Origin of the sequence: Pseudovibrio denitrificans JCM 12308, assembly GCF_001310815.1 — a bacterium.
Lineage (GTDB): Bacteria > Pseudomonadota > Alphaproteobacteria > Rhizobiales > Stappiaceae > Pseudovibrio > Pseudovibrio denitrificans.
Window position 1 is genome coordinate 12,130 of sequence record NZ_BAZK01000012.1, and the last position, 20,660, is coordinate 32,789.

General features: G+C 53.0%; 16 protein-coding genes, 1 tRNA gene and 2 pseudogenes. 15 read left to right on the top strand and 4 right to left on the bottom strand.

Features of this window, described 5'->3' with window-relative positions; genetic code table 11:
* Window positions 1-114: 114 nt before the first annotated feature.
* A complete protein-coding gene (ubiB, locus tag JCM12308_RS16705) occupies window positions 115-1,698 on the bottom strand; it encodes a 2-polyprenylphenol 6-hydroxylase (RefSeq protein WP_008548250.1) in 1,584 nt (527 codons plus the stop codon).
* Between the two features lie 6 nt (window positions 1,699-1,704).
* Window positions 1,705-2,508, bottom strand: coding sequence for a bifunctional demethylmenaquinone methyltransferase/2-methoxy-6-polyprenyl-1,4-benzoquinol methylase UbiE (gene ubiE, locus JCM12308_RS16710; protein WP_054784507.1), 804 nt, complete (start codon window positions 2,506-2,508; stop codon window positions 1,705-1,707).
* A gap of 108 nt (window positions 2,509-2,616) precedes the next feature.
* On the opposite strand from ubiE, the gene mutM reads away from it, so the two are divergent.
* The 10 genes and pseudogenes from mutM (at window position 2,617) to JCM12308_RS16755 (ending at window position 12,238) form a co-directional block, all read left to right on the top strand.
* The gene (gene mutM / locus JCM12308_RS16715) at window positions 2,617-3,519 is read left to right on the top strand and encodes a bifunctional DNA-formamidopyrimidine glycosylase/DNA-(apurinic or apyrimidinic site) lyase (protein ID WP_054784508.1); all 903 of its coding nucleotides are present in this window, start codon (window positions 2,617-2,619) and stop codon (window positions 3,517-3,519) included.
* Between the two features lie 161 nt (window positions 3,520-3,680).
* Window positions 3,681-3,983, top strand: a pseudogene (locus tag JCM12308_RS31620) (lactate/malate family dehydrogenase); the annotation flags it as partial.
* Window positions 3,984-4,153: 170 nt separating this feature from the next.
* Window positions 4,154-4,570, top strand: a complete 417-nt coding sequence (locus tag JCM12308_RS31625) for a Rossmann-fold NAD(P)-binding domain-containing protein (protein ID WP_244271930.1) — start codon at window positions 4,154-4,156, stop codon at window positions 4,568-4,570.
* A 200-nt stretch (window positions 4,571-4,770) separates the two neighbouring features.
* Window positions 4,771-6,198: an NADP-dependent phosphogluconate dehydrogenase gene (gnd, locus tag JCM12308_RS16725; RefSeq protein WP_008548725.1), complete on the top strand. Its 1,428-nt coding sequence runs from the start codon at window positions 4,771-4,773 to the stop codon at window positions 6,196-6,198.
* A 164-nt stretch (window positions 6,199-6,362) separates the two neighbouring features.
* Window positions 6,363-7,007: a GntR family transcriptional regulator gene (locus JCM12308_RS16730; RefSeq protein WP_008548547.1), complete on the top strand. Its 645-nt coding sequence runs from the start codon at window positions 6,363-6,365 to the stop codon at window positions 7,005-7,007.
* Window positions 7,008-7,205: 198 nt separating this feature from the next.
* Window positions 7,206-7,988 (top strand): DeoR/GlpR family DNA-binding transcription regulator, encoded by a 783-nt coding sequence (locus tag JCM12308_RS16735; RefSeq protein WP_208608902.1) that lies wholly within the window; start codon window positions 7,206-7,208, stop codon window positions 7,986-7,988.
* Window positions 7,985-8,992, top strand: a complete 1,008-nt coding sequence (locus JCM12308_RS16740; RefSeq protein WP_208978658.1) for an ABC transporter ATP-binding protein — start codon at window positions 7,985-7,987, stop codon at window positions 8,990-8,992. Before JCM12308_RS16735 ends, JCM12308_RS16740 begins: the two co-directional genes overlap by 4 nt.
* A 146-nt stretch (window positions 8,993-9,138) precedes the next feature.
* Window positions 9,139-10,428 (top strand): ABC transporter substrate-binding protein, encoded by a 1,290-nt coding sequence (locus JCM12308_RS16745; RefSeq protein WP_054784510.1) that lies wholly within the window; start codon window positions 9,139-9,141, stop codon window positions 10,426-10,428.
* 77 nt (window positions 10,429-10,505) lie between these two features.
* Window positions 10,506-11,384: a carbohydrate ABC transporter permease gene (locus JCM12308_RS16750; RefSeq protein ID WP_054784511.1), complete on the top strand. Its 879-nt coding sequence runs from the start codon at window positions 10,506-10,508 to the stop codon at window positions 11,382-11,384.
* Complete coding sequence (locus JCM12308_RS16755) at window positions 11,381-12,238, top strand: carbohydrate ABC transporter permease (RefSeq protein WP_054784512.1); 858 nt, start codon at window positions 11,381-11,383, stop codon at window positions 12,236-12,238. The genes JCM12308_RS16750 and JCM12308_RS16755 overlap by 4 nt, the downstream gene beginning before the upstream one ends.
* Window positions 12,239-12,555: 317 nt before the next feature.
* Here JCM12308_RS16755 and JCM12308_RS16765 read toward each other — a convergent pair whose 3' ends face one another.
* Both JCM12308_RS16765 and JCM12308_RS16770 read right to left on the bottom strand, forming a co-directional pair.
* Window positions 12,556-12,903: a hypothetical protein gene (locus JCM12308_RS16765; RefSeq protein WP_208978659.1), complete on the bottom strand. Its 348-nt coding sequence runs from the start codon at window positions 12,901-12,903 to the stop codon at window positions 12,556-12,558.
* Between the two features lie 76 nt (window positions 12,904-12,979).
* Window positions 12,980-14,830, bottom strand: coding sequence for a glycerophosphodiester phosphodiesterase (locus JCM12308_RS16770; protein WP_054784515.1), 1,851 nt, complete (start codon window positions 14,828-14,830; stop codon window positions 12,980-12,982).
* A gap of 433 nt (window positions 14,831-15,263) precedes the next feature.
* Here JCM12308_RS16770 and JCM12308_RS16775 point away from each other — a divergent pair, with 433 nt between their 5' ends.
* The 5 genes and pseudogenes from JCM12308_RS16775 (at window position 15,264) to JCM12308_RS16795 (ending at window position 20,648) form a co-directional block, all read left to right on the top strand.
* A complete protein-coding gene (locus JCM12308_RS16775; RefSeq protein WP_008548212.1) occupies window positions 15,264-16,532 on the top strand; it encodes an imelysin family protein in 1,269 nt (422 codons plus the stop codon).
* A gap of 129 nt (window positions 16,533-16,661) precedes the next feature.
* Window positions 16,662-18,210, top strand: a pseudogene (locus tag JCM12308_RS16780) (di-heme oxidoreductase family protein).
* A complete protein-coding gene (locus JCM12308_RS16785) occupies window positions 18,210-19,307 on the top strand; it encodes an imelysin family protein (RefSeq protein WP_054784516.1) in 1,098 nt (365 codons plus the stop codon). The pseudogene JCM12308_RS16780 and the gene JCM12308_RS16785 overlap by 1 nt, the downstream one beginning before the upstream one ends.
* Complete coding sequence (locus JCM12308_RS16790) at window positions 19,297-20,460, top strand: DUF1513 domain-containing protein (RefSeq protein ID WP_054784575.1); 1,164 nt, start codon at window positions 19,297-19,299, stop codon at window positions 20,458-20,460. Before JCM12308_RS16785 ends, JCM12308_RS16790 begins: the two co-directional genes overlap by 11 nt.
* A gap of 111 nt (window positions 20,461-20,571) precedes the next feature.
* Window positions 20,572-20,648 (top strand) — tRNA-Arg (locus JCM12308_RS16795).
* The last annotated feature ends 12 nt before the right edge of the window (window positions 20,649-20,660 follow it).

The window sequence follows — 20,660 nt, forward strand, 5'->3', positions numbered from 1 at the left end:
GCAGTAACTTAGTATGATCTAATTATTTCTAGATTATTGAGGAAATAGCCGGCTAACCAATAAAAAACGGGAGCGTAACAACTCCCGTTTTTCATAGTATCAACTCAGAAATTCTTAGAGATGGATGCCATAGGCAATTGCTGAGAGGGCAAGCGCAATGACCCAGAGCGCTATGCGTCCTGAGCGGCTGTGCTTTGCCTCTGACTTGCCAATGGCGTCAGCTGTTGCCTCATCAAATCTCAGACCATTGTTGGCCATCGACTCAAGCTGATTGGAAAACTTGCTCGCGCGATCTGCGATAATTGGCAAGTCACTGGCCAGACGTCCCAGAACAGTCACGCCGGTTGCGAGATCCGAAATGCGCCCCATTGGACCCAGATTGCGCTGGATCCAGCTGGTGACCACAGGGTCAGCTGTGTTCCACATATCCAGATGCGGGTTCAGCGAGCGAGCAACACCTTCTGCCAGAACCATGTTTTTCTGCAGCAAAATCAACTGGGGCTGAGTGTGCATGTTAAACATCTCAGTCACTTCAAACAGCTGGGTCAGCAGGCGCGCCATGGAAATCTCACTGGCATCATGTCCGTGGATAGGCTCACCAATCGCGCGGATCGCCTGAGCAAAGATATCAACGTCCTGATCAGCCGGCACATAACCTGCTTCGAAGTGAACTTCGGCCACTCTGAGATAGTTGCGGGTGATGAAACCGTAGAGGATCTCTGCAAGGAAGCGACGCTCTGAGAGGCCAAGGCGTCCGGTGATACCCAGATCCACTGCGACCAGCGTTCCATCAGGTTCCACGAACAGGTTGCCCTGGTGCATATCCGCATGGAAGAAGCCATCACGTACTGCATGGCGCAGGAAAGTCTGGATGACCTTGTTGCCAAGCTCGGCGAGATCGTGGCCAGCTTCTTCAATGCCTTCCAGATTGGAGAGCTTTACGCCGTCAACCCACTCCATGGTGAGCACGGAGCGAGAGGTGCGCGGCCAATCTACACTTGGAACGCGAAAGTCTGTATCGTCCTTGCTGTTTTCACCCATTTCGGAAAGGGCTGCTGCTTCCATGCGCAAGTCCATTTCCAGAATAACAGCACGCTCATAAGTCTCAACGGTCGCAAGCGGGCGGAGACGGCGGCTTGCCGGGCTGAAACGTTCTGCAAGACGTGCAGCAAGGTAGAAGCTTTTCAAGTCACGTTTGAAACCGCGCTCCACGCCAGGACGCAGGACTTTAACTGCGACTTTTTCCAGTTCACCATCGCGATTCCTAAAGTAAGCTGGGTGCACCTGTGCGATAGATGCTGCTGCGACGGGCTCACCAAACTCTTCGAAATGATCTTCAACAGTTTTGCCGAGCTGCTCTTCAACCGTTTTACGCGCATACTCGGTGAGGAATGGCGGCACATTGTCTTGCAGAGCAGAAAGTTCTTTAGCGGCTTCCTTACCTACTACATCCGGGCGTGTTGCGAGGAACTGGCCCAGTTTGATGTAGGATGGGCCGAGGCGGTTCAAGGCATCAGTCAGGCGGGCGGCTGCGTCTTTCTTCTCAATACCACGGCGCTCAACCATACGAGCCATGCCGATGGCAAGGCGCGGTCCGGGAGGCAGATCCGGCAGAGAGACAAGTCCAAACACACCTTCGCGGGCCATGACGTAACCCGCGAAAATCAGACGCATAAATGGCACAATATTAGCGATCATAACTGGTTAGATTTTCCAGCCGGAGTGAAGTGCAGCGATACCGCCAGTGTAGTTTCTGTATGTGACACGCTCAAAGCCTGCGTCCCGTATCATCTGCGCAAAACGTTCCTGATTAGGAAACTTTCGGATAGATTCTACAAGGTAGCTGTATGGATCGCCGTCACCTGTCACGACCTGCCCAATTTTCGGAATGGCGTGGAAGGAGAAAAGGTCATAGACCTTATCGAGTGCCGGGACATCAACCTGAGAGAACTCAAGGCACATGAAGCGGCCACCGCGCTTCAGCACACGAAATGCCTCGCTCAGGGCTTTGTCGATTTGCGGAACGTTTCTGATACCGAATGCGATGGTGTAGGCGTCGAAATGCTTATCCGGGAAAGGCAATTCTTCTGCGTTGCCCTGAATGAACTCGATGTTTTCGGAAAGGCCAGCTGCGTTTGCACGGTCTTTGCCCACACCCAGCATGGAGCCGTTGATGTCGCAGACGGTTGATTTGATGGTTCGGTTGGAACGCTCAACCACACGGGTCGCGATATCGCCAGTGCCGCCAGCCACGTCCAGATGTCGCCATACGCGGGCGCCATTCTTTGGTGGGTTAAGACTGGAAACCATCGCGTCTTTCCAGAGTCGATGCAGTCCACCAGACATAAGGTCGTTCATCAGGTCATAGCGGGATGCCACTTTGTGGAAAACATCATCCACCAGATCCTGCTTTTCACCTTCGCGAACTGTGCGAAACCCGAAGCTTGTTGCCATTTCAGTCGGGTCTGTTACGGATGCCTGCTCAGGGGTTGAGAACTCACGCGCCATAATCAAATCACTCCATTTCGCGGGCGAACATAGTACAGCTTGTTACAAAGCGCTATTCTAGAACGCAATCTTTGCCCAGCAGCAAACCACTGTACCAACGGATATCTTATGCCTGAATTACCGGAGGTTGAAACAGTCCGCCGCGGACTAGCTCCTTTTTTTGACAATGCAACAATTTGCAGAGTTGAACAACGCCGACCTGATCTTCGCTTCCCATTCGGCGATGATTTTGTAGCACGACTGGAAAATCGTCAGGTCGTTTCCTTCAGCCGCCGTGCCAAGTATCTGCTGCTTGATCTGGATAGCGGCGACGTTCTGGTGATGCACCTTGGCATGTCCGGATCGTTTCGGTGGATCGAGACTGAAGACGCCGAACCGACGCAAACCGTTGAAATGTATCATGCAAAAGGCAAGCATCCGCAGCATGATCATGTTATCTTTCATGTTCGCCCTGCTGATCGCGAGACGATTGTGAAGATCATTTACAACGACCCGCGGCGTTTTGGGTTCATGGTTCTCATTCCACGCAGTGAGTTGGCGACGCACCCAATGTTTGTCGATATGGGCATTGAGCCGCTCGGCAATGAGCTGGACGGGGCTTATCTTGCCAAGTTGTTTGAGAACCGGAAAACGTCACTTAAGGCTGCCTTGCTCAATCAGAAGTTCATCGCAGGGTTGGGTAACATTTATGTGTGTGAAGCACTCTGGAGAACGGGGTTAAGTCCTTTCAACAGCGCATCCACACTCGCGGGTAAGTCCGGCAAGCCGCTCAAGAAAGCAGATGAGCTTTCCAATCACATTCGGGAAGTGCTGCAGGAGGCGATTGAATCCGGAGGTTCGTCCTTGAAAGATCACAGGCAGGCTGATGGATCTCTCGGGTACTTCCAGCACAACTTTTCGGTCTACGATCGTGAAGGAGAAGCCTGCCGAACGCCGAAGTGTTCTGGCGTTATTGAACGCAAGGTTCAGAATGGGCGCTCAACCTTCTTCTGCCCTAAGTGCCAGAAATAATTATGCGAGCTGATATGTCACGCTTGAGGGAATTGCATTCCCTTGAGCAACTGTCTAGGACACAGGCATAATATTTAAGAAGCGAGTGATGAGAAAAGGATAGCCCTATGAAAATCGGTGTAGTTGGTGTTGGCGCGGTTGGAAGTACTGCTGCTTATGCCATGGCCATAAACGGTGTGGGCAACGAAATCGTTCTCGTCGATTACAACCCAAAACTCGCCATTGCTCAGGCAGAGGATATTCTTCACGCGACCCCATTCGCACGCCCGATGAGCATTATCGGTGGTGATTACAGTGACCTGAAAGATGCAGCTGTTGTTGTGATTGCAGCTGGCGTGAACCAGCAGCCGGGTGAGACACGCATTGAGCTGCTGGCCCGGAACGCAGGTGTGTTTGCAAGCGTTATTCCGGAAGTGTTGAAATATGCGCCAAACGCAATCCTGATCATTGCGACCAACCCGGTTGATATCATGACCCAGGTTGCGACAGAGATCTCAGGTCTGCCACGCAATCGCGTCATTGGGTCTGGCACTATTCTGGATACAGCACGCTTCCGTACGCTGCTGGGTAAGCATCTGGGCATTACGCAACATCCGTGCATGCGGATGTGCTTGGTGAGCATGGCGACAGTGAAGTGCTGGTGTGGTCTGGCGCGAAGGCTGGTAACACGCCGCTGTTTACGTTTGCGGAGCAGATCAACAAGCCAATCACGCAGGAAGTTCGTGAGCGCATTGATCATGGCGTTCGTTACGCGGCTTACTCCATCATCGAAGGCAAAGGCGCGACCAACTACGGTATTGGCTCCGGCCTCTCCCGCATTGTGAAGGCGATCCTAACCAACGAGCATGCTGTCATCAGTCTTTCCATCGTTAATGAAGAGATTGTTGGTGTAAAGGATACGGCTCTTTCTGTACCACGCGTGTTGGGAGCTGATGGCATTGAGGCGACGCTCTTCCCAAGTCTGGATGAAGTGGAGCGCAGCCAGTTGCAGGCCTCCGCAGTTGCGCTGGAAACAGCTGCAAAAGAAGTGCTTTCCAAGCACCTGAAATAACGAAGGTCCCGCAAAAGCATAATTTCGGCAGTTTTATTAGGCTTTTGCGGAATTTTCTTATTCCTACCTTGGCAAATTCCTGTTTTTCACCTATGCCACAGACCTAGTTTCTGATGCACAAGCGCATACAATCGCCAAGTTAGCTATTGGATTAGGTTTTTGCGCGTGTTTGTGCACTACTTGCAGCGCGGAGAGTATTGATGACACAGGCGGACATCGGCCTTGTAGGGCTGGGCGTCATGGGAGCTAATCTGGCTCTCAATATCGCAGACAATGGCTATAAGGTAGCGGTATTCAACCGTACTGCAGAGGGAACCCAAGCTTTCATGGAAAAGGCTGGTCACCTCAAGGATATGTTCATTCCATGCTACAGCACTGAAGAGCTGGTAGCGAACATCAAAGCCCCTCGTCCTATCATTCTGATGGTACCGGCAGGTGCACCTGTTGATCAGCAGATTTCTGTTCTGAAAGATCACCTGAAAGACGGTGACATCCTGATCGACGCAGGTAACAGCGACTTCCACGATAGCAACCGCCGCTACAAAGAACTGGCTGATACGCCATTCACCTTTGTTGGCATGGGCGTTTCTGGTGGTGCAGAAGGCGCTCGCTTTGGTCCTTCCATCATGGTTGGTGCTTCTGAAACCGCATATGCGCGCATTGAGCCGATCCTCAAAGCAATCTCAGCAAAGCACAATGATGAGCCTTGCGTTGCTCTGATGGGCCCTGAAGGTGCCGGTCACTTCGTAAAGACCCTGCACAACGGCATCGAGTATGCCGACATGCAGATGATCGCTGAAGTGCATGAAGTGATGACCTCTACCCTAGGCCTGAGCATTCAGGAACAGGCAGAGATCTTCTCCAAGTGGAACGAAGGCCCTCTGGCATCTTACCTCATCGAAATTACTGCAAACGTGATGGGTGTGGTTGACGAAGAGAGCGGCAAGCCAATTCTTGACGTTATTCTTGATACAGCTGGTCAGAAAGGTACTGGTCGCTGGTCTGCTGTTGAAGCGCACATGTTGGGTGTTCCTGCAACCGGTATTGATGCGGCTGTTGCTGCTCGTTGCCTTTCTTCTGCACGCGAACTACGCCAAGAAATTGCTGATATCTACCCGCAGTCGGATGCAATTCTGACTTGGGAAGAAAAGCAGGAAGGCATTGCTGCATGTGAGCGTGCTCTGATTGCTGGTAAGATTTCTGCTTACGCAGAAGGCTTTGCTGTACTGGCTGCAGGCGGCAAGGAAAACGGCTGGGATCTGCCGATGGGCGATATCGCTCGCATCTGGCGTCAGGGCTGCATTATCCGTTCTCGGTTCCTGGATGAAATTGCACAAGCATACGATGAGAATCCTGAACTGAAGTCTCTGTATCTGGCCCCTGCAATTATCGAACGCATGAAAGATGCAGTTCCAGGTCTGCGTGATGTTCTGAGCCTGTGCGTCACAAACGGTGTCCCAACACCTGCTCTTTCAGCAGCACTTGCTTCCTTCGATATGATCCGCCAGAAGCGCACTGCTGCTTATGTTATTCAGGGTCAGCGCGACTTCTTTGGTCAGCATGGTTTTGAGCGTACCGACAAAGAAGGCTCCGGCTTCCATGGCCCATGGCCTGCAGGTGGTGCGTAAGCCCTAAACAACTTAGGCATGCTAGTTATTAACTAGGCTGTGCTATGCCTGATTGAAATTTATCGCAGAAACTGGCAGGACCGCATGTGTGGCCCTGCCCGTCCTTTAAAAGGCTGGCATGTAGTTGCTACAAACCGAGCCTTTACTAATCCCGGGAACTAGACGTGACTGCCAATTCACCCAACGGAGCTGAGATTTACCGCCGTCTCATTAAAGCGATTGAGAGCCGTGAACTGAAACCCGGCAGTCGCCTGCGGGAAGCTGAACTGGCAGAGAAATTTGGCGTAAGCCGTACCCCTATCCGCGAGGGCCTGAAGCGCCTTGAGGCGCAGGGGCTTGCTGTTCACGAGCCAAACCGCGGCATGGTTATTCCTAGCCTGGACCATAACCAGATCAGCGAGCTTTACTATTTGCGTGAAGTGTTGGAAGGCACCGCGGGCCGCCTGGCTGCGCAGCATGCTTCAACGGCTGAGATCGAGATTCTGCAGGAGATGGTTGAGTCTGACATGCAGAACCTTGCGGATGCAGAGCGTCTGATCAAGACCAACCGGGAGTTCCACCGGCGTTTCTATCTTGCCTCACACAACCGCTATCTGGTTGAGCAGATCGATCATATGCGTCTGTCGCTGCTGCTGCTTGCAGGCACAACCCTGACGGATGATGATCGTCGCCGGTTGGCGATTGAAGAGCATGCTGAGATCGTGGATGCAATTTCCAAGCGTGACTGTGACCGTGCTGACAAAGCTGCCCGCCACCACATTGCGGAGGCACATAAGGCTCGCTTGAAGTTCTTCACTCAGCTGACCTGATCCAACCAAAAATTTAGTGTTTTGGAGCGCGTTCTGCCATCAGAGCGCGCTTTTTGTTTAAGTGAGTCGGTATAAGTACCTAGAAAACCAGCCCAAATAAGCTTCACTTTTATTAGTCTGAGATATCACATAAGTTTCATATGAACATAGTAGATGTTCATATGAACAGCATATTTGCGGATTGAAGCAGACTTTGTGATGGAAACAACGCTCACTATCAGACAATCAGAGATCATTTCTCTCGTGCGATCCAACGGTTTCGCGAGCGTAGACTCGTTGTCCGACCAGTTTGCCGTCACCACCCAGACGATCCGTCGGGACATCAACCGGCTGAGTGAACTGGGGCTTTTGAGGCGTGTGCATGGTGGTGTGGAAGTTCCTGCCAATCGGGGCAACATCACCTACAAAGCCAGGAAGATCCTCAATCTGGAAGCCAAGAATGCCATTGCGCATTCCGTTGCCGAGTACATTGGAGATGGAGCAACGCTCGCATTCTCCATCGGCACAACCCCAGAGATTGTTGCTGAAGCTCTGGAGACCCATGAGGGGCTGAAGGTCTTCACCAACAACATGAATGTTGCCATTGCAGCTCTTCGGAACACTTCCAGTGAGGTGACAATAGCTGGCGGGCGGTTGCGGCATGGAGATCTGGACGTTCTTGGTTCCAGTGCCGAAGGCTTTTTCAGGAGCTACAAGTTCGACATCGGCATCTTTGGTGTTGCCGGCGTAGATAGTGACGGGACGCTTCTAGACTTCAACGAGGATGAAGCTGCAGCGCGTCAGGCTATTTTAGCAAACTGTCGCCAGTCATTCCTTGTCTTAGACCATTCTAAGTTTGGTCGCCTCGCGCATGTGCGTGCGGGTTTCCTGAGTGATGTCACCCGGATCTTCTGCGAAGAGACACCGCCTGCTTCAATCCTTTCAATAATTGAGAAGTCATCTGCAGAACTCGTTATCTGCAAACAGGAGCCACCTCTATGAGCAGCCTGCACCATCCAGCTCGCCTTGAACTCACGAACCTGACCAAGTCATGGGGCGATACAACGGCAGTCAACAACGTGAACCTGTCGGTGGAAGGTGGAAGCTTTACAGTTCTTTTGGGGCCCAGTGGATGCGGCAAGTCCACGACATTGCGCTTGATTGCCGGGTTGGAAGAGGCGACTTCCGGGCAAATCATTATTGGCGGGAGAGATGTGACTTATCACTCTCCCGCCCAGCGCGACATTTCCATGGTGTTCCAGAACTACGCACTTTTTCCGCACATCTCTGTTGCTGAGAACATTCTGTTTGGCCTGAGGGTGCGCAAGGTTGGCAGAGCGGAGCGGGATGAACGGCTTAAGAATGCAGCTGATCTTCTCGGTATCTCTCAATTGCTGGACCGGAAACCATCGCAATTGTCCGGTGGACAGCAGCAGCGTGTGGCTCTTGGGCGAGCCATCGTTTCACAAAAGCCTGTTTGCCTAATGGATGAGCCGCTGTCTAACCTTGACGCCAAGCTTCGTCAGGAGATGCGTGTTGAGCTGCGTGCCCTGCAGCAGCAACTTGGCCTGACAATGGTTTACGTAACCCATGACCAGACCGAGGCCATCACCATGGCAGATCAGGTGGTGCTGATGAACAAGGGTGAAGTTGAGCAGGTCGCAACACCGAAGGTGATTTATGAGCGGCCAGCCAGCGTGTTCACAGCACGCTTTATCGGAACACCGCCCATGAACATCGTTGAGCTGGATAAGGTTCGTACGGTGACGCCAGAGACTGCCCAGTCCTTGTTGCCTGAAGCGCCAGAAGGTTGCCTGCTGGGTCTGCGCCCAGAGGACATCAGATTAACTGGTGAAAACGGTATTCCGGCTCAGGTTGAGAGCCTTGAATACATGGGAGCGGATACGCTGGCGAATTGCTCAGTCGGCGGTGAAAAGCTGCTTGTGCGCGTGAAGGGCAGCACTGAGTTAAAACCGGGCCAGAATATTGGAATTGGCCTGGGATGAAGAAATTCCTGCAAGTTTTCAGAGAGATACCGGCAAGCGCCGGGAAGAATTCAAGCCGGTCGAGGTGCAATTCGAGCCGGCTTGAAAAACGCGCATCAGCGCATTGGAGTGCCCCAAAAACTAGGGCAATTTGAGGATATAAACCTATGAAATCCATTTTCAAGTCTTTAGGTCTGGCAGCTTCTGCCGCTGCTCTATCCCTTGGTACTGCGATCAGCGCTCATGCGGTTGATCTGCAATTTTATTTCCCTGTAGCTGTTGGCGGTAAAGCCGCTCAAACCATTGAAGAGCTGACTGCAGAGTACGCAGCAGCAAATCCTGATGTGAACATTGATGCGGTTTATGCCGGCTCCTATCAGGACACGGTTTCCAAAGCGCTGACTGCTGCACGTGGCGGCAACCCTCCGCAGCTCTCTGTAATCCTGTCAGTCGACATGTTCACCCTGATCGATGAAGACGTCATCATTGCATTTGACGAGATCGCCAACACCGAAGAAGACAAGAAGTGGCTGAACAGCTTCTATCCTGCCTTCATGGAGAATTCTCAGACTGGTGGTAAAACCTACGGTATTCCTTTCCAGCGCTCCACGCCAGTTCTGTATTGGAACAAGGAAGCATTCAAGGCTGCTGGTCTGGATCCAGAAAAAGCACCTGCAACATGGGAAGAAATGGTTTCCATGGGCCAGAAGCTCGTCAAGAAAGATGCATCTGGCAACGTGGCCCAGTGGGGCGTGCGTATTCCGTCTTCAGGCTTCCCATACTGGTTGTTCCAGGGGCTAACCACCGAGAACGACGTTATTTTGGCGAACTCTGACGGCAACAAGACCAACTTTGACGATCCGAAGGTAGTTGAAGCACTTCAGTACCTTGTCGATCTCTCCGCCAAACATGGTGTAATGGCTCCGGGTATCATTGAATGGGGCGCAACTCCGAAGGCCTTCTTCGAAGGCAACACCGCGATGATGTGGACCTCCACTGGCAACCTGACCAACGTGCGTAACAACGCTCCGTTCGACTTCGGCGTTGCTATGCTGCCAGCAAACAAGCGTCGTGGAGCACCTACCGGTGGCGGTAACTTCTACATCTTCAAAGACTCCAGCGATGAGCAGAAAAAAGCCTCTGTAGACTTCGTGAAGTGGATCACCGCTCCAAAGCAAGCTGCGAAGTGGTCTATGGCAACTGGTTATGTTGCTCCATCTCCAGCTGCCTGGGAAACCGATGAGATGAAGGCTTATGCTGCTGACTTCCCACCGGCACTGGTTGCTCGTGAGCAACTGAAGCATGCGGTTGCTGAGCTTTCCACCTACCAGAACCAGCGCGTAACCCGCGTGTTCAACGACGCTCTGCATGCTGCAATCACCGGCAAGAAAACACCGGAAGAAGCTCTGAAGGGTGCACAGGCTGAAGCGGACCGTATTCTTTCTGAATATCGCTAAGCTCTTTCGATTTCACGTGAACCAGCGAGGCGCAGCTGTTTTGTGCCTCGCTCCAGCATTTTCCAAGAGGTTGCCAGATGACCAGACGTATGCAGTGGATTTACGCGTGGCTGTTGCTCACTCCAGCAATGGTTATGTTGTTCGCGTTTACCCACTTCCCGGCCATCACCACCATCATCAATAGCTTCTTCTCCACTCCACGTGGGCGCAGGCCAGCCAAGTTCGTCGGATTGCGGAACTATGAAGAGCTGATGGCGGACCCAATCTTCTGGAAAGTACTGGTCAATAACCTTTGGTATGCGATGGCAACCATTCCCGCATCCATTGGTATCTCTCTGCTTATGGCTATCTGGGTGAATGACAAGCTTAAGGGGCGCAGCCTTGTGCGCATGTCATTCTTTGCACCAACGGTGTTGCCGTTGATTGCAGTGGCGAACATCTGGCTGTTCTTCTACACGCCGGGCTTTGGCCTGATCGATCAGATCCGAATGGGCGTCTTTGGGCTTCCGGAAAACTCGTGGCTGGGCCAGCAGGAAACCGTGCTGATCTGCATGATGGTGGTGACCATCTGGAAGGAAGCCGGGTTCTTCATGATCTTCTATCTCGCAGCGCTGCAAGCCATTCCGCCTTCCTATAAAGAGGCCGCTGATATTGAAGGGGCAAGTCGCTGGACGTTCTTCTGGAAGATCACATGGCCACTGCTTATGCCAACAACTTTGTTCGTATCTATCAACGCTGTTATTAACTCCTTCAGATTGGTGGATCACATCTTCACCATGACGGGCGGCGGGCCAGATAACGCCTCGTCTTTGCTGCTCTTTTACATCTACGAGGTGGCCTTCAAATACTGGCAAACCTCTTACGCCGCCACGCTGACCGTCGTGATGCTGGCTCTTCTCTCGATCATCGCGATCGGCCAATTCTTCTTCATGGATCGTCGGGTGCATTACAGATGAGTGACTTATCTCTTTCCAAAACAGTTGAAGCTGCTCCTCCGCGCCAGTTCGATTTTGACCGTGCGCTCAACACGTTCGGCGCCTGGACGCTCGCGATCCTGTGGGCCTTGCCTTTGCTTTACGCGATATGGACGGCGTTTCACCCAGCGGCTTATGAGGCCAACTTTGAGCTGTTTGCTCCGCTTACTCTAGAGAACTTCACCAAGGCGTGGTCAGCAGCACCGTTTGCTCAGTACTTCCTGAACACGACGATGCTGGTGACGCTCATTCTGGTTGCTCAGTTTGTACTCTGTACTTTGGCAGCCTATGCCTTTGCTCGCTTTGAGTTTCCAGGATCCAACATCCTGTTCACACTTGTGCTTTTACAGCTGCTGGTGATGCCAGACATTCTGATCGTCGAGAACTACAAGATGATCCGAAACCTTGGCCTGATAGACACTATTGTAGCGATCGGCCTGCCGTATATGGCATCCGGCTTTGGAATTTTCCTTCTGCGGCAGACGTTTAAGACCATTCCTCGCGAGTTGGACGAAGCGGCACGGGTTGAGGGCGCTGGTCCACTACTGGTTCTTTGGAAGGTATATGTGCCGCTGGCAATCCCGACCTACCTTGCTTACGGGCTTGTTTCTGTCAGCCACCACTGGAACAATTTCCTATGGCCGCTGATCATCACGAACTCCGTTGAGACGCGGCCAGTGACTGTTGGGCTCTCAATATTTGCAGCAGTGGATGGTGGTGTGGAATGGAGCGTGATCAATGCAGCAACGCTGATGACGTCTGGCCCGCTACTCATCGCTTTCCTGCTGTTTCAAAGACAATTTGTGCAGAGCTTTATGCGTGCGGGGATTAAGTAGGGAATTAGTAATTCCTACCCTTCAAATTTGATTGAAATAGGTGACCTTTGAGGAGGTTCACGACAGTTTTTTGAGGGGAATAGATGAGACTTGTCGCGATTACAGCCAGTATTCTTGCAGTATTTCTCGGAATATCCGGATGCGCCGTGGTTTCAGTAGGTGGCGCTGCCGTGTCTGTTGCATCGACAGCAGTCACAACAACTGCGAAGGTTGGGACAAGTGTCGTAGGAGGAGCGGTTGATCTTGCTATTCCCGACGATAACGAAGATGACGATGAATAGTCCTATTACTTCAATAGGATAGATTGTTATTGAAGATTATTCTACGGTAACGGTCTGATTACTCGCCAGAACCACGCCGATCGCGCGGTGTAGCTCGTTCATCTGGTCTTCATCCAGAACTTCCACAAGCTCATCGCGCGTTTCTGCATCCAGTTGTTCGAGAGTAAACTGCTCAGCCGGAAGCTCGACCAGAGGTTCTGCACTTGCGGAAACCGGCAGAATTGCGCCATCCAGGCGCTCCGCTTTGACGCGAGCATCTTCCAAAATGACGTGCACAAGGCCACGGCGGTCATCCGGAAGATTAACCTCAGCAACAATCGCGTTGACTGTATCGCGGTCTCCCAGCAGCAAGACTGGGGGCTTAGACGTCGCAGAATTGGTCATGGACAGGGCAGTGAGCAACGCGCCCAAAAGCACTACTAGAAAATACGGCATATACTAGATTCTTACGGTCGAAACGTTAGTTCAAGCTCAGGTTATACAAGACAGAAGTATGAAGTAATAACCGCTCGAACTGGTTCATTTCTTTATATTCTTCCAATGTCTTACGCGCTAGTGCAGGATCATCCGTGATAATTCCATCTACGCCCATGGAGATGTAGCGTAACATGGTAGACGGATTGTTAACCGTCCAAACAAAAACCTGCTTATCGGTCTCTTGTGTTCTTCTTATGAAGTTCAAAGAGGCGGAAGCGGAGGAGACGGCTACGAAGTTTCCTTTGAGTTCGGAGAAATTGCCGATAGATGTGGCGGTAAGAAGGCCGATGTTCCAGTTTGGCTCAATTTTTCGCATTCTGGTGAGGGCTGGGCGGTCTAACGACATGATTGCTATGTCGTTTTCCATGTTTGCTTCTGTGACGATGCGCGCGACCTCGTTTTCGAGGTTTTCGTTGCGGCTGCGGGGATAATATTTGAGTTCAATGAGGAGAGTTGCCTTTCCCTTCACGAGCTCAAGAGCCTCACGGAGCGTTGGAACGCGCTCGCCCTGGAACTCCATATCGAACCATCCGCCCACATCGAGTGACTGGATTTCCTCCAGTGTTAGATCCCAGGGGCTGGCTGGGTTGCTGATCAGGCGCATGAAGTCGCTGTCGTGAGCGATGACCACGGAGCCGTCTGCAGTTTCCTGAACATCAACCTCAATCCAGTCAGCTTTGTCTTCCAGCGCTCGCTCAATGGCCGCAATGGTGTTTTCCGGCGCGTGAGAGGAAGCGCCACGATGGGCGATGATCAGGACATCCTTCTGCGGCAGGTCAGCGGAGACCCAGTAGGTTCCCGTCAACACCACAATGGTTCCGACAACACCAATCAGGGCAGCAAGGCGCAGAGGCGTCAGTGGGTTAGCCCATTTGCTCTCTAGCTTTGGTGTGTGCGGAACCTCAGAGAACGTGTGTCCTTTTCCATCAGCCACAAACAAAGCTGCCTTGAAAAGCAACGCCATAGTGCCAGACATCACGCCGCTGATCAGCGTATTTCCGACGAACAGGAGCACGACGAGGCTGCCCAAGATTGCCGCTAATGTCTCAGGGGAGCTCTCGCCAAAAGAAATGGCGTAGGAACCGATTAGTTCCAGCGAAATCAGGAAGAAGGCATGGATTAAGATATCCAGCAGCAACCAAAGAGAAACTGCACCTGCAAAGACCGGGCGAAGGCCACGTGAAAGGAAGCGAGCTCGTGCAAAAGCAGAGCCGACAGGATGATCTCTCAACACCACCAGAGGCAAAGACAAGCCCCAGACGAGGATTGCATAGAGTGGCATAACTATAACCAGTGCTACGCCAATTCCTATGAAGAAGGCAGCCATCCAGAACTCAACGGGTTGAAACTGGAGGTAATAGTTGATGTCGTGCTCTTGCAGAAAGATCAGCACGCTCAAGGCGATAATGGCCAGTCCGGGAACCATGGCCATCACCAATCGTTGTGTCAGCCGCCATGTAAACATGCCGAGACGCGGGAACATGCTGAGTGTTGAGAACAGAGCATAACGTGCAGCTGGGAACGCGCTTTCCTGCCTATCTAACACTGCCAGCATGGCCACCTGCTCCAGCAGGGCCATAGCAATGAAGACCACAACAAAGACGAAGGCGCCGAACAGACCTATGGGGGACAGGAAGAAGGAAGCGATTTCAAAGTCAGCCAGAACCGCGTTACCTGACAGGCCGATAACGAAGTTACCGAGACCAGCGACGATGGGTGTGATTGCAACCGCGCCGATGAAAACGAAGGCGTAGTGGACCAGTAGCAAACGGAACGCGTTTGCTTTCCAACCATGGAGTATCAATTGTGCAAGCGTGTGTAATCGCGCCGCCATAGCCTGTTCTTATCGTTGTTGGTGCAGACAGACTGACTGATTAATGCCAATTTCCTGAAATGTACCTGAAGAAGGTTCCGTAAGAGCGTATGGCTGAAGCGAAGTCAAGATATGCCAAACAAACGGTAACAACTGAGCAGGGGATTCGCGTATTTTCCCGATATTATCCCATTTATTTATGCGAATGATTTGCAACTGCAAAAGTGCGGAAAAGCTTTTAATGACAATAAGTTGCAACTAAAACTCATATTTAGAAAAAGTCTAAACTACTGAAAGTGCTTGTTTTTAAACTTGACAACAAAAGTCAGGAATATGAAATAGCCGCAGTTTCTCGCGCTTTAGAGCGTGAATACGTTTGCTAACTGAATTCGTGCAGCCTGGATTTTCCATGCTTAGCGTGAGGCGAGTTCACTGCACATTTAAGGGGATTACAATGAGCTTTATCCGTGGCGCTTTGCTCGGCACTGTAGCACTCGGCAGCCTTTCCACCGTTGCTGTCGCTGCAACTCCTTCTGACGTTCTTGCAACCTACGGCGACATCGCCCAGGCAGCGTTCGAAGACTCTCTGACAACTGCAAAAACTCTGCAGGTCGCTATCGACAAGCTTGTCGCAGAGCCAACCGAAGACAATCTGAAGGCAGCACGCCGCGCATGGATTGCAGCTCGTAACCCATACCAGCAGACCGAAGTTTACCGTTTTGGTAACGCGATCGTTGATGACTGGGAAGGCAAGGTCAACGCATGGCCGCTGGACGAAGGTCTGATCGACTACGTTGATGGCGCTTACGGCAATGAGTCCGAAGAGAACCCATACTACGCTGCAAACATCATCGCGAACGCGAAAGTGACTGTTGCTGGCGAAGAAATCGACGCAACCGAAATCACTCCTGCTCTGCTTGCTGATCAGCTTCAGGAAGCTGGTGAAGTGGAAGCAAATGTTGCGACCGGTTACCACGCAATTGAGTTCCTGCTGTGGGGACAAGATTTGAACGGAACGGGGAAAGGTGCTGGCAACCGTCCTGCTTCTGACTTCGACACTGCAAACTGCACTGGCGGCAACTGTGAGCGCCGCGTACAGTATCTTCAGGCAGCAACCACGCTACTTATCACCGATCTGGAAGAGATGGTGGCAGCATGGCAGGCCGACGGCGCAGCACGTAAAGATCTGGCTGACAAAGGCGAAGCTGCAGGCATCGCAACCATCCTGACCGGCATGGGTTCCCTGTCTTACGGCGAACTGGCTGGTGAGCGCATGAAGCTCGGCCTGATGCTGAACGACCCTGAAGAAGAGCATGATTGCTTCTCTGACAACACCCACATGTCTCATTACAACGACGTGGTTGGCATCAACAACGTATTCCAGGGCAAGTACACCCGCGTTGATGGCACTGTTGTTGAAGGCGCTTCCCTTAAGGACCTGCTGGCAAAGGCAGATTCCGCTGTTTCCGCTGAGCTGGAAGGCAAGCTGAACGCATCTCTGGGTGCATTCACTGCTCTGAAAACCCGCGCAGAAACCACTGAAGCTTATGACCAGATGATCGGTGAAGGTAACACCGAAGGTAACGCTGTTGTTCAGGCAGCAGTCGACAGCCTGGTTGACCAGACCTCTTCCATCGAACGCGCAGTTAAGGTTCTGAAGCTGGAACAGATTGCATTCGAAGGCTCCGACAGCCTCGACAATCCTTCTGCAGTATTCGAATAAGAAATCCGGTCCCGCATGAGGCATCTCATGCGGGACTTATTCCCTTTGAGCCTTCTTTTGCGTTGAAATGTGCGTTGGTTTGCGTGAATTAGCGTTTTTGCGAAGGCCTATGTAATACAGGCACCCGTTATGCCAGGAATGGTTCCAGCCACACTTCGCCGCCGTGCCGGAGTGATAGCCACTACCGCCGCCGCTTTTACCAGCATACTTATTCCCTCCGCTTCTGCTGTTGATCTGGACCAGCGAACCGACCTGAGCGCTGAAGACAAAGCGAAGGTCAGCCGGGTTCTGAAAGCGCCGACAGATTTCACCAAAGCTGAAAATTTTGAATTGATGCAGGCCGGGAAGTCGACGACCCAGAAGCCGCTCAATCGTGCTGTCTTTACCTTCCCAAGTGCCAATCTGCCTTTTGAGAAGCATCAGGACTTCCGTCTGGGAGAAAGCCTCTTCCAGAAGCTTTGGGTCTCTACCCCAAGTTCCACCCGTGCCTCTGATGGCCTTGGCCCGTTGTTTAACGCGCGCGCTTGTGAGAGCTGCCACCCGAAAGCCGGACGTGGCCGCCCACCGATTGATGACGAGCGCCCGGTTTCCATCTTCATGCGCCTTTCTGTTGCCCCTTCCACGCCGGAAGAGCGGGCTCTGATTGAGAGCGGTGAAGTTCCTCTTCTTCCAGAACCAACCTATGGCGACCAGTTGCAGAACTTTGGCGTGCCGGGTGTGCCTGGTGAAGGCGAGATGAAGATTACCTACGAAGAGATCAAAGTAGACCTCTCCGAAGGCGAAGTCGCTTACCTACGCAAGCCAACCTATACAATCGAGAACCTTGCTTACGGTCCGATGTCTGAGCACGCGTTAATTTCTGCGCGCGTTGCACCGCCGATGATTGGCCTTGGCCTGCTGGAAGCGATTGCAGAGACCGACATCACCTCTCAGGCTGATCCGGATGACGCAGACAATGACGGCATTTCCGGTCGTGTCAGCTGGGTGACCCCTGCTGATCCTGACAGTAAGATGATTGGTCGCTTTGGCTGGAAGGCGCTGAACGCGACCGTACTGTCTCAGTCTGCTGGCGCGTTTGCCGGTGATATTGGTATCTCGACACCTTATGACCTGCGCAACTACGGCGACTGCACCGAAGCGCAGACAGCTTGTTTTGAGCAGGCCCATGGCGAGCAGGAGCACCTTGGTGTTTCTGAGGCTCCGGATCCGGTTCTGGATCTGGTCACGTTCTACTCCCAGAACCTTGCGGTTCCAGCGCGACGTGATGTGAGTGACGCGCAAGTGCTTGCTGGTAAGAAGGTATTTTATGAGGCGGGCTGTGCAAGCTGCCACACACCCAAAATATGTCACCAGCCGCACTGCGGAGAATCCAGAGCATCAGTTTCAGCTGATCTGGCCTTATACAGACCTGCTGTTGCACGATATGGGCGAAGGCTTGTCTGATGGTCGTCCTACAGGTTCCGCCAGCGGAAATGAATGGAAAACACCGCCGCTTTGGGGTATTGGACTGACTGAAACTGTCAATAATCACAGGTTCTTCCTGCACGATGGACGTGCACGCGGCTTGCTGGAAGCAGTGCTGTGGCACGGTGGTGAAGCGGAAGCTGCCAAAACCCGTGTGGTTGAAATGCCTGCTAAGGATCGAGCCAATCTGATCCGGTTCCTGGAGTCTCTTTGATGCAGTTTAAGCGCGCTGTCACTTTCAGCCTGGCCCTGGCCGCCGTTACCGCGGTATCTACCCCCTCTTTTGCGGCAGATACTCCGGACTATGCTCAGTTCACACGCTCCAGCGTTGAACAGTACATCCGGCCAGCAGCCCAGCAGCTTGTCAGTGCGCTTACTGATCTTGAGAAAAGCACGGGCGATCTTTGCACCACACCCAATGCAGACAACTCTGCGGCCTTCAATGAAGCCTTCAGCAAATCCGTTGCTACGCTCGCTGGTGTCGATTTTCTGAGATTTGGCCCGATGGCGCAGGATAACCTTGCTCAGCGCCTCGCCTTTTTGCCGGACAGCCGTGGTGTTGTGCGCCGGCAGATCAATAAAGTGGTCGCCAAGCAGGATCCGACGGTTCGCGAGCCTGCCGCGCTCTCCGTGAAAAGTGTTGCCTTACAGGGCCTGACTGCTCTGGAGCGCATCTCCTACGCCAGCGATGGTTCTCTGACCCTTGGCACCGGCAAAGACGCAGAGTTTCTTTGTGACTATGCCGAGAGCATCAGCATCAATCTGGTGGGCGCCGGACTGGAGCTGGAAGCGGAATGGGCGTCTCCCGATGGGTTCTCTGAGGTTCTGCTGAACCCAAGCAAAGACGGCGGCGTGGTGCACACTTACAAAGAAGCTGCGGAGATGGTGTTCAACTCTATCACCACAGGCCTGATCGTCGACAAAGACCAGTACCTGCTTGTTGTGCTTGGCAAGACCGAGAAGAAGGCCAACCCGAAGAAGGCTCCTTTTGCTCGCAGTGGCAATGCGGTGACCTATCTTTCAGCGAGCCTTGCTGGTCTGCAGGGCGCCCTGAACGCGGGCGGTTATGCTAAGGTTCTGGAAGATGAGCAGGACTGGGTGGACAGCTCTCTCAATTTTGAATTCTCCAATGCGCAGCGCGTGCTTGCCAACTTACCAAAGCCGCTTCAGGACACAGGCAAAGAGCCAGAAGTTCGTGAGCAGCTGCGCTACCTGATCACCATCATCGATGGCATCAAAGTGGTGATGGCAGAAGATCTTGCTGGCTACCTTGGCCTTGCCGGAGGCTTCAATGCGCTTGATGGCGACTAACCCCCTTGCTCTGAGCCGACGGCAGTTTCTGACCGGTCTCGCGGCCTCTGGCGTTGCACTCAGCGCCAGCAGCTCTCTGGCCTTTGCCAGTGGTCTGCCATTTACGGAAGCAGAAGACCTGCAGCTGTTTGCCAGCGCTCTGCGCACACCAACCGGCAGTTACGCGCTGGCCGTGTTCAGTGAAGACGGTGAAATCCTCTATCAGACAGCGCTGCCGGATCGTGGTCATGCCATTTCCTTTGACCGCAACAGCATGCGCCTGCTCTCCTTTGCGCGTCGTCCCGAGAACTTTGCGGTGCTTGCGGATCTGACAGGTGCGCGGGAGCCTCTCGTGTTCACATCTCCCGAGGGCCGGCACTTTTACGGTCACGGCGTGTTCTCGCCTGACGGTCGCCTTGCTTATGCGCCCGAGAATGACTTTGAGAATGTGCGCGGTGTGATTGGTGTCTATGATCTTTCCGGGGACCAGCCAAAGCGGATTGGCGAGTTTGAGAGTTATGGCATCGGTCCGCATGACTTGCTGATGTCGCCTGATGGCTCCCAGCTTGTTGTTGCTAATGGCGGGATTGAGACCCACCCTGATAAGGGGCGCGAGAAGCTCAATCTGGACAGCATGCAGCCGAACGTGGCTTTCATTGACACCGCGACAGGCGATCTGCTTGCCAAGCAGGCGTTGGGTTCTGACCTACATCAGCTTTCCCTGCGCCACATGAGTTTTGACGGCAATGGGGACGTTTGGGTTGGCGGCCAGTTTCAGGGCGCCAAGGATGCAACACCTCCGCTGATGGTGCATCTGGGGCTCGACAAGGCAGCCACTGCACTGGAGATACCTCTGGAGATCACGCAGGGCCTGCAGAACTACGTTGGCAGCGTGGAGATGAACCGGACGGGCGACGTGATTGCTGCCTCCTGCCCGCGCGGCGGCAAGATCCTCTACTGGGATGTGGCGGAGCGTTCGTTCATTGGCTTCCACCAGGTTGCCGATGGCTGCGGTGTGGCTCCGCTGGATGAGGAAAGCTTTGCGATTACTGACGGAAACGGCGCCATCAGCTTTGGCGGAACCGACGATGACGTGGCCCAGGTTATCAGCCAAAGCGCAGGCATCAGCTGGGATAACCACCTGACACCACTGGGTATCTTGCGGGAGGAATAGGTTCTCCCGCGGCTTTCCACATTTTCGAGGGTTGTTGTAATTGGCGCATTGCAGCGCGGCCTAGGATCGGGTAAAGACTACAGCACCTCAAGGGCCTCACGCCCGATACAGGCACCCGTAGCTCAGTTGGATAGAGCGCTGCCCTCCGAAGGCAGAGGCCAGAGGTTCGAATCCTCTCGGGTGCGCCATTTATCTCCTAA

What these genes read in the sequence shown, in the direction of transcription:
- ubiB (WP_008548250.1), bottom strand. Translation starts at nt 1,698, where the DNA reads ATGATCGCTAATATTGTGCCATTTATGCGTCTGATTTTCGCGGGTTAC.
- ubiE (WP_054784507.1), bottom strand. Translation starts at nt 2,508, where the DNA reads ATGGCGCGTGAGTTCTCAACCCCTGAGCAGGCATCCGTAACAGACCCG.
- mutM (WP_054784508.1), top strand. Translation starts at nt 2,617, where the DNA reads ATGCCTGAATTACCGGAGGTTGAAACAGTCCGCCGCGGACTAGCTCCT.
- gnd (WP_008548725.1), top strand. Translation starts at nt 4,771, where the DNA reads ATGACACAGGCGGACATCGGCCTTGTAGGGCTGGGCGTCATGGGAGCT.
- JCM12308_RS16735 (WP_208608902.1), top strand. Translation starts at nt 7,206, where the DNA reads ATGGAAACAACGCTCACTATCAGACAATCAGAGATCATTTCTCTCGTG.
- JCM12308_RS16740 (WP_208978658.1), top strand. Translation starts at nt 7,985, where the DNA reads ATGAGCAGCCTGCACCATCCAGCTCGCCTTGAACTCACGAACCTGACC.
- JCM12308_RS16745 (WP_054784510.1), top strand. Translation starts at nt 9,139, where the DNA reads ATGAAATCCATTTTCAAGTCTTTAGGTCTGGCAGCTTCTGCCGCTGCT.
- JCM12308_RS16750 (WP_054784511.1), top strand. Translation starts at nt 10,506, where the DNA reads ATGACCAGACGTATGCAGTGGATTTACGCGTGGCTGTTGCTCACTCCA.
- JCM12308_RS16755 (WP_054784512.1), top strand. Translation starts at nt 11,381, where the DNA reads ATGAGTGACTTATCTCTTTCCAAAACAGTTGAAGCTGCTCCTCCGCGC.
- JCM12308_RS16765 (WP_208978659.1), bottom strand. Translation starts at nt 12,903, where the DNA reads ATGACCAATTCTGCGACGTCTAAGCCCCCAGTCTTGCTGCTGGGAGAC.
- JCM12308_RS16770 (WP_054784515.1), bottom strand. Translation starts at nt 14,830, where the DNA reads ATGGCGGCGCGATTACACACGCTTGCACAATTGATACTCCATGGTTGG.
- JCM12308_RS16775 (WP_008548212.1), top strand. Translation starts at nt 15,264, where the DNA reads ATGAGCTTTATCCGTGGCGCTTTGCTCGGCACTGTAGCACTCGGCAGC.
- JCM12308_RS16785 (WP_054784516.1), top strand. Translation starts at nt 18,210, where the DNA reads ATGCAGTTTAAGCGCGCTGTCACTTTCAGCCTGGCCCTGGCCGCCGTT.
- JCM12308_RS16790 (WP_054784575.1), top strand. Translation starts at nt 19,297, where the DNA reads ATGGCGACTAACCCCCTTGCTCTGAGCCGACGGCAGTTTCTGACCGGT.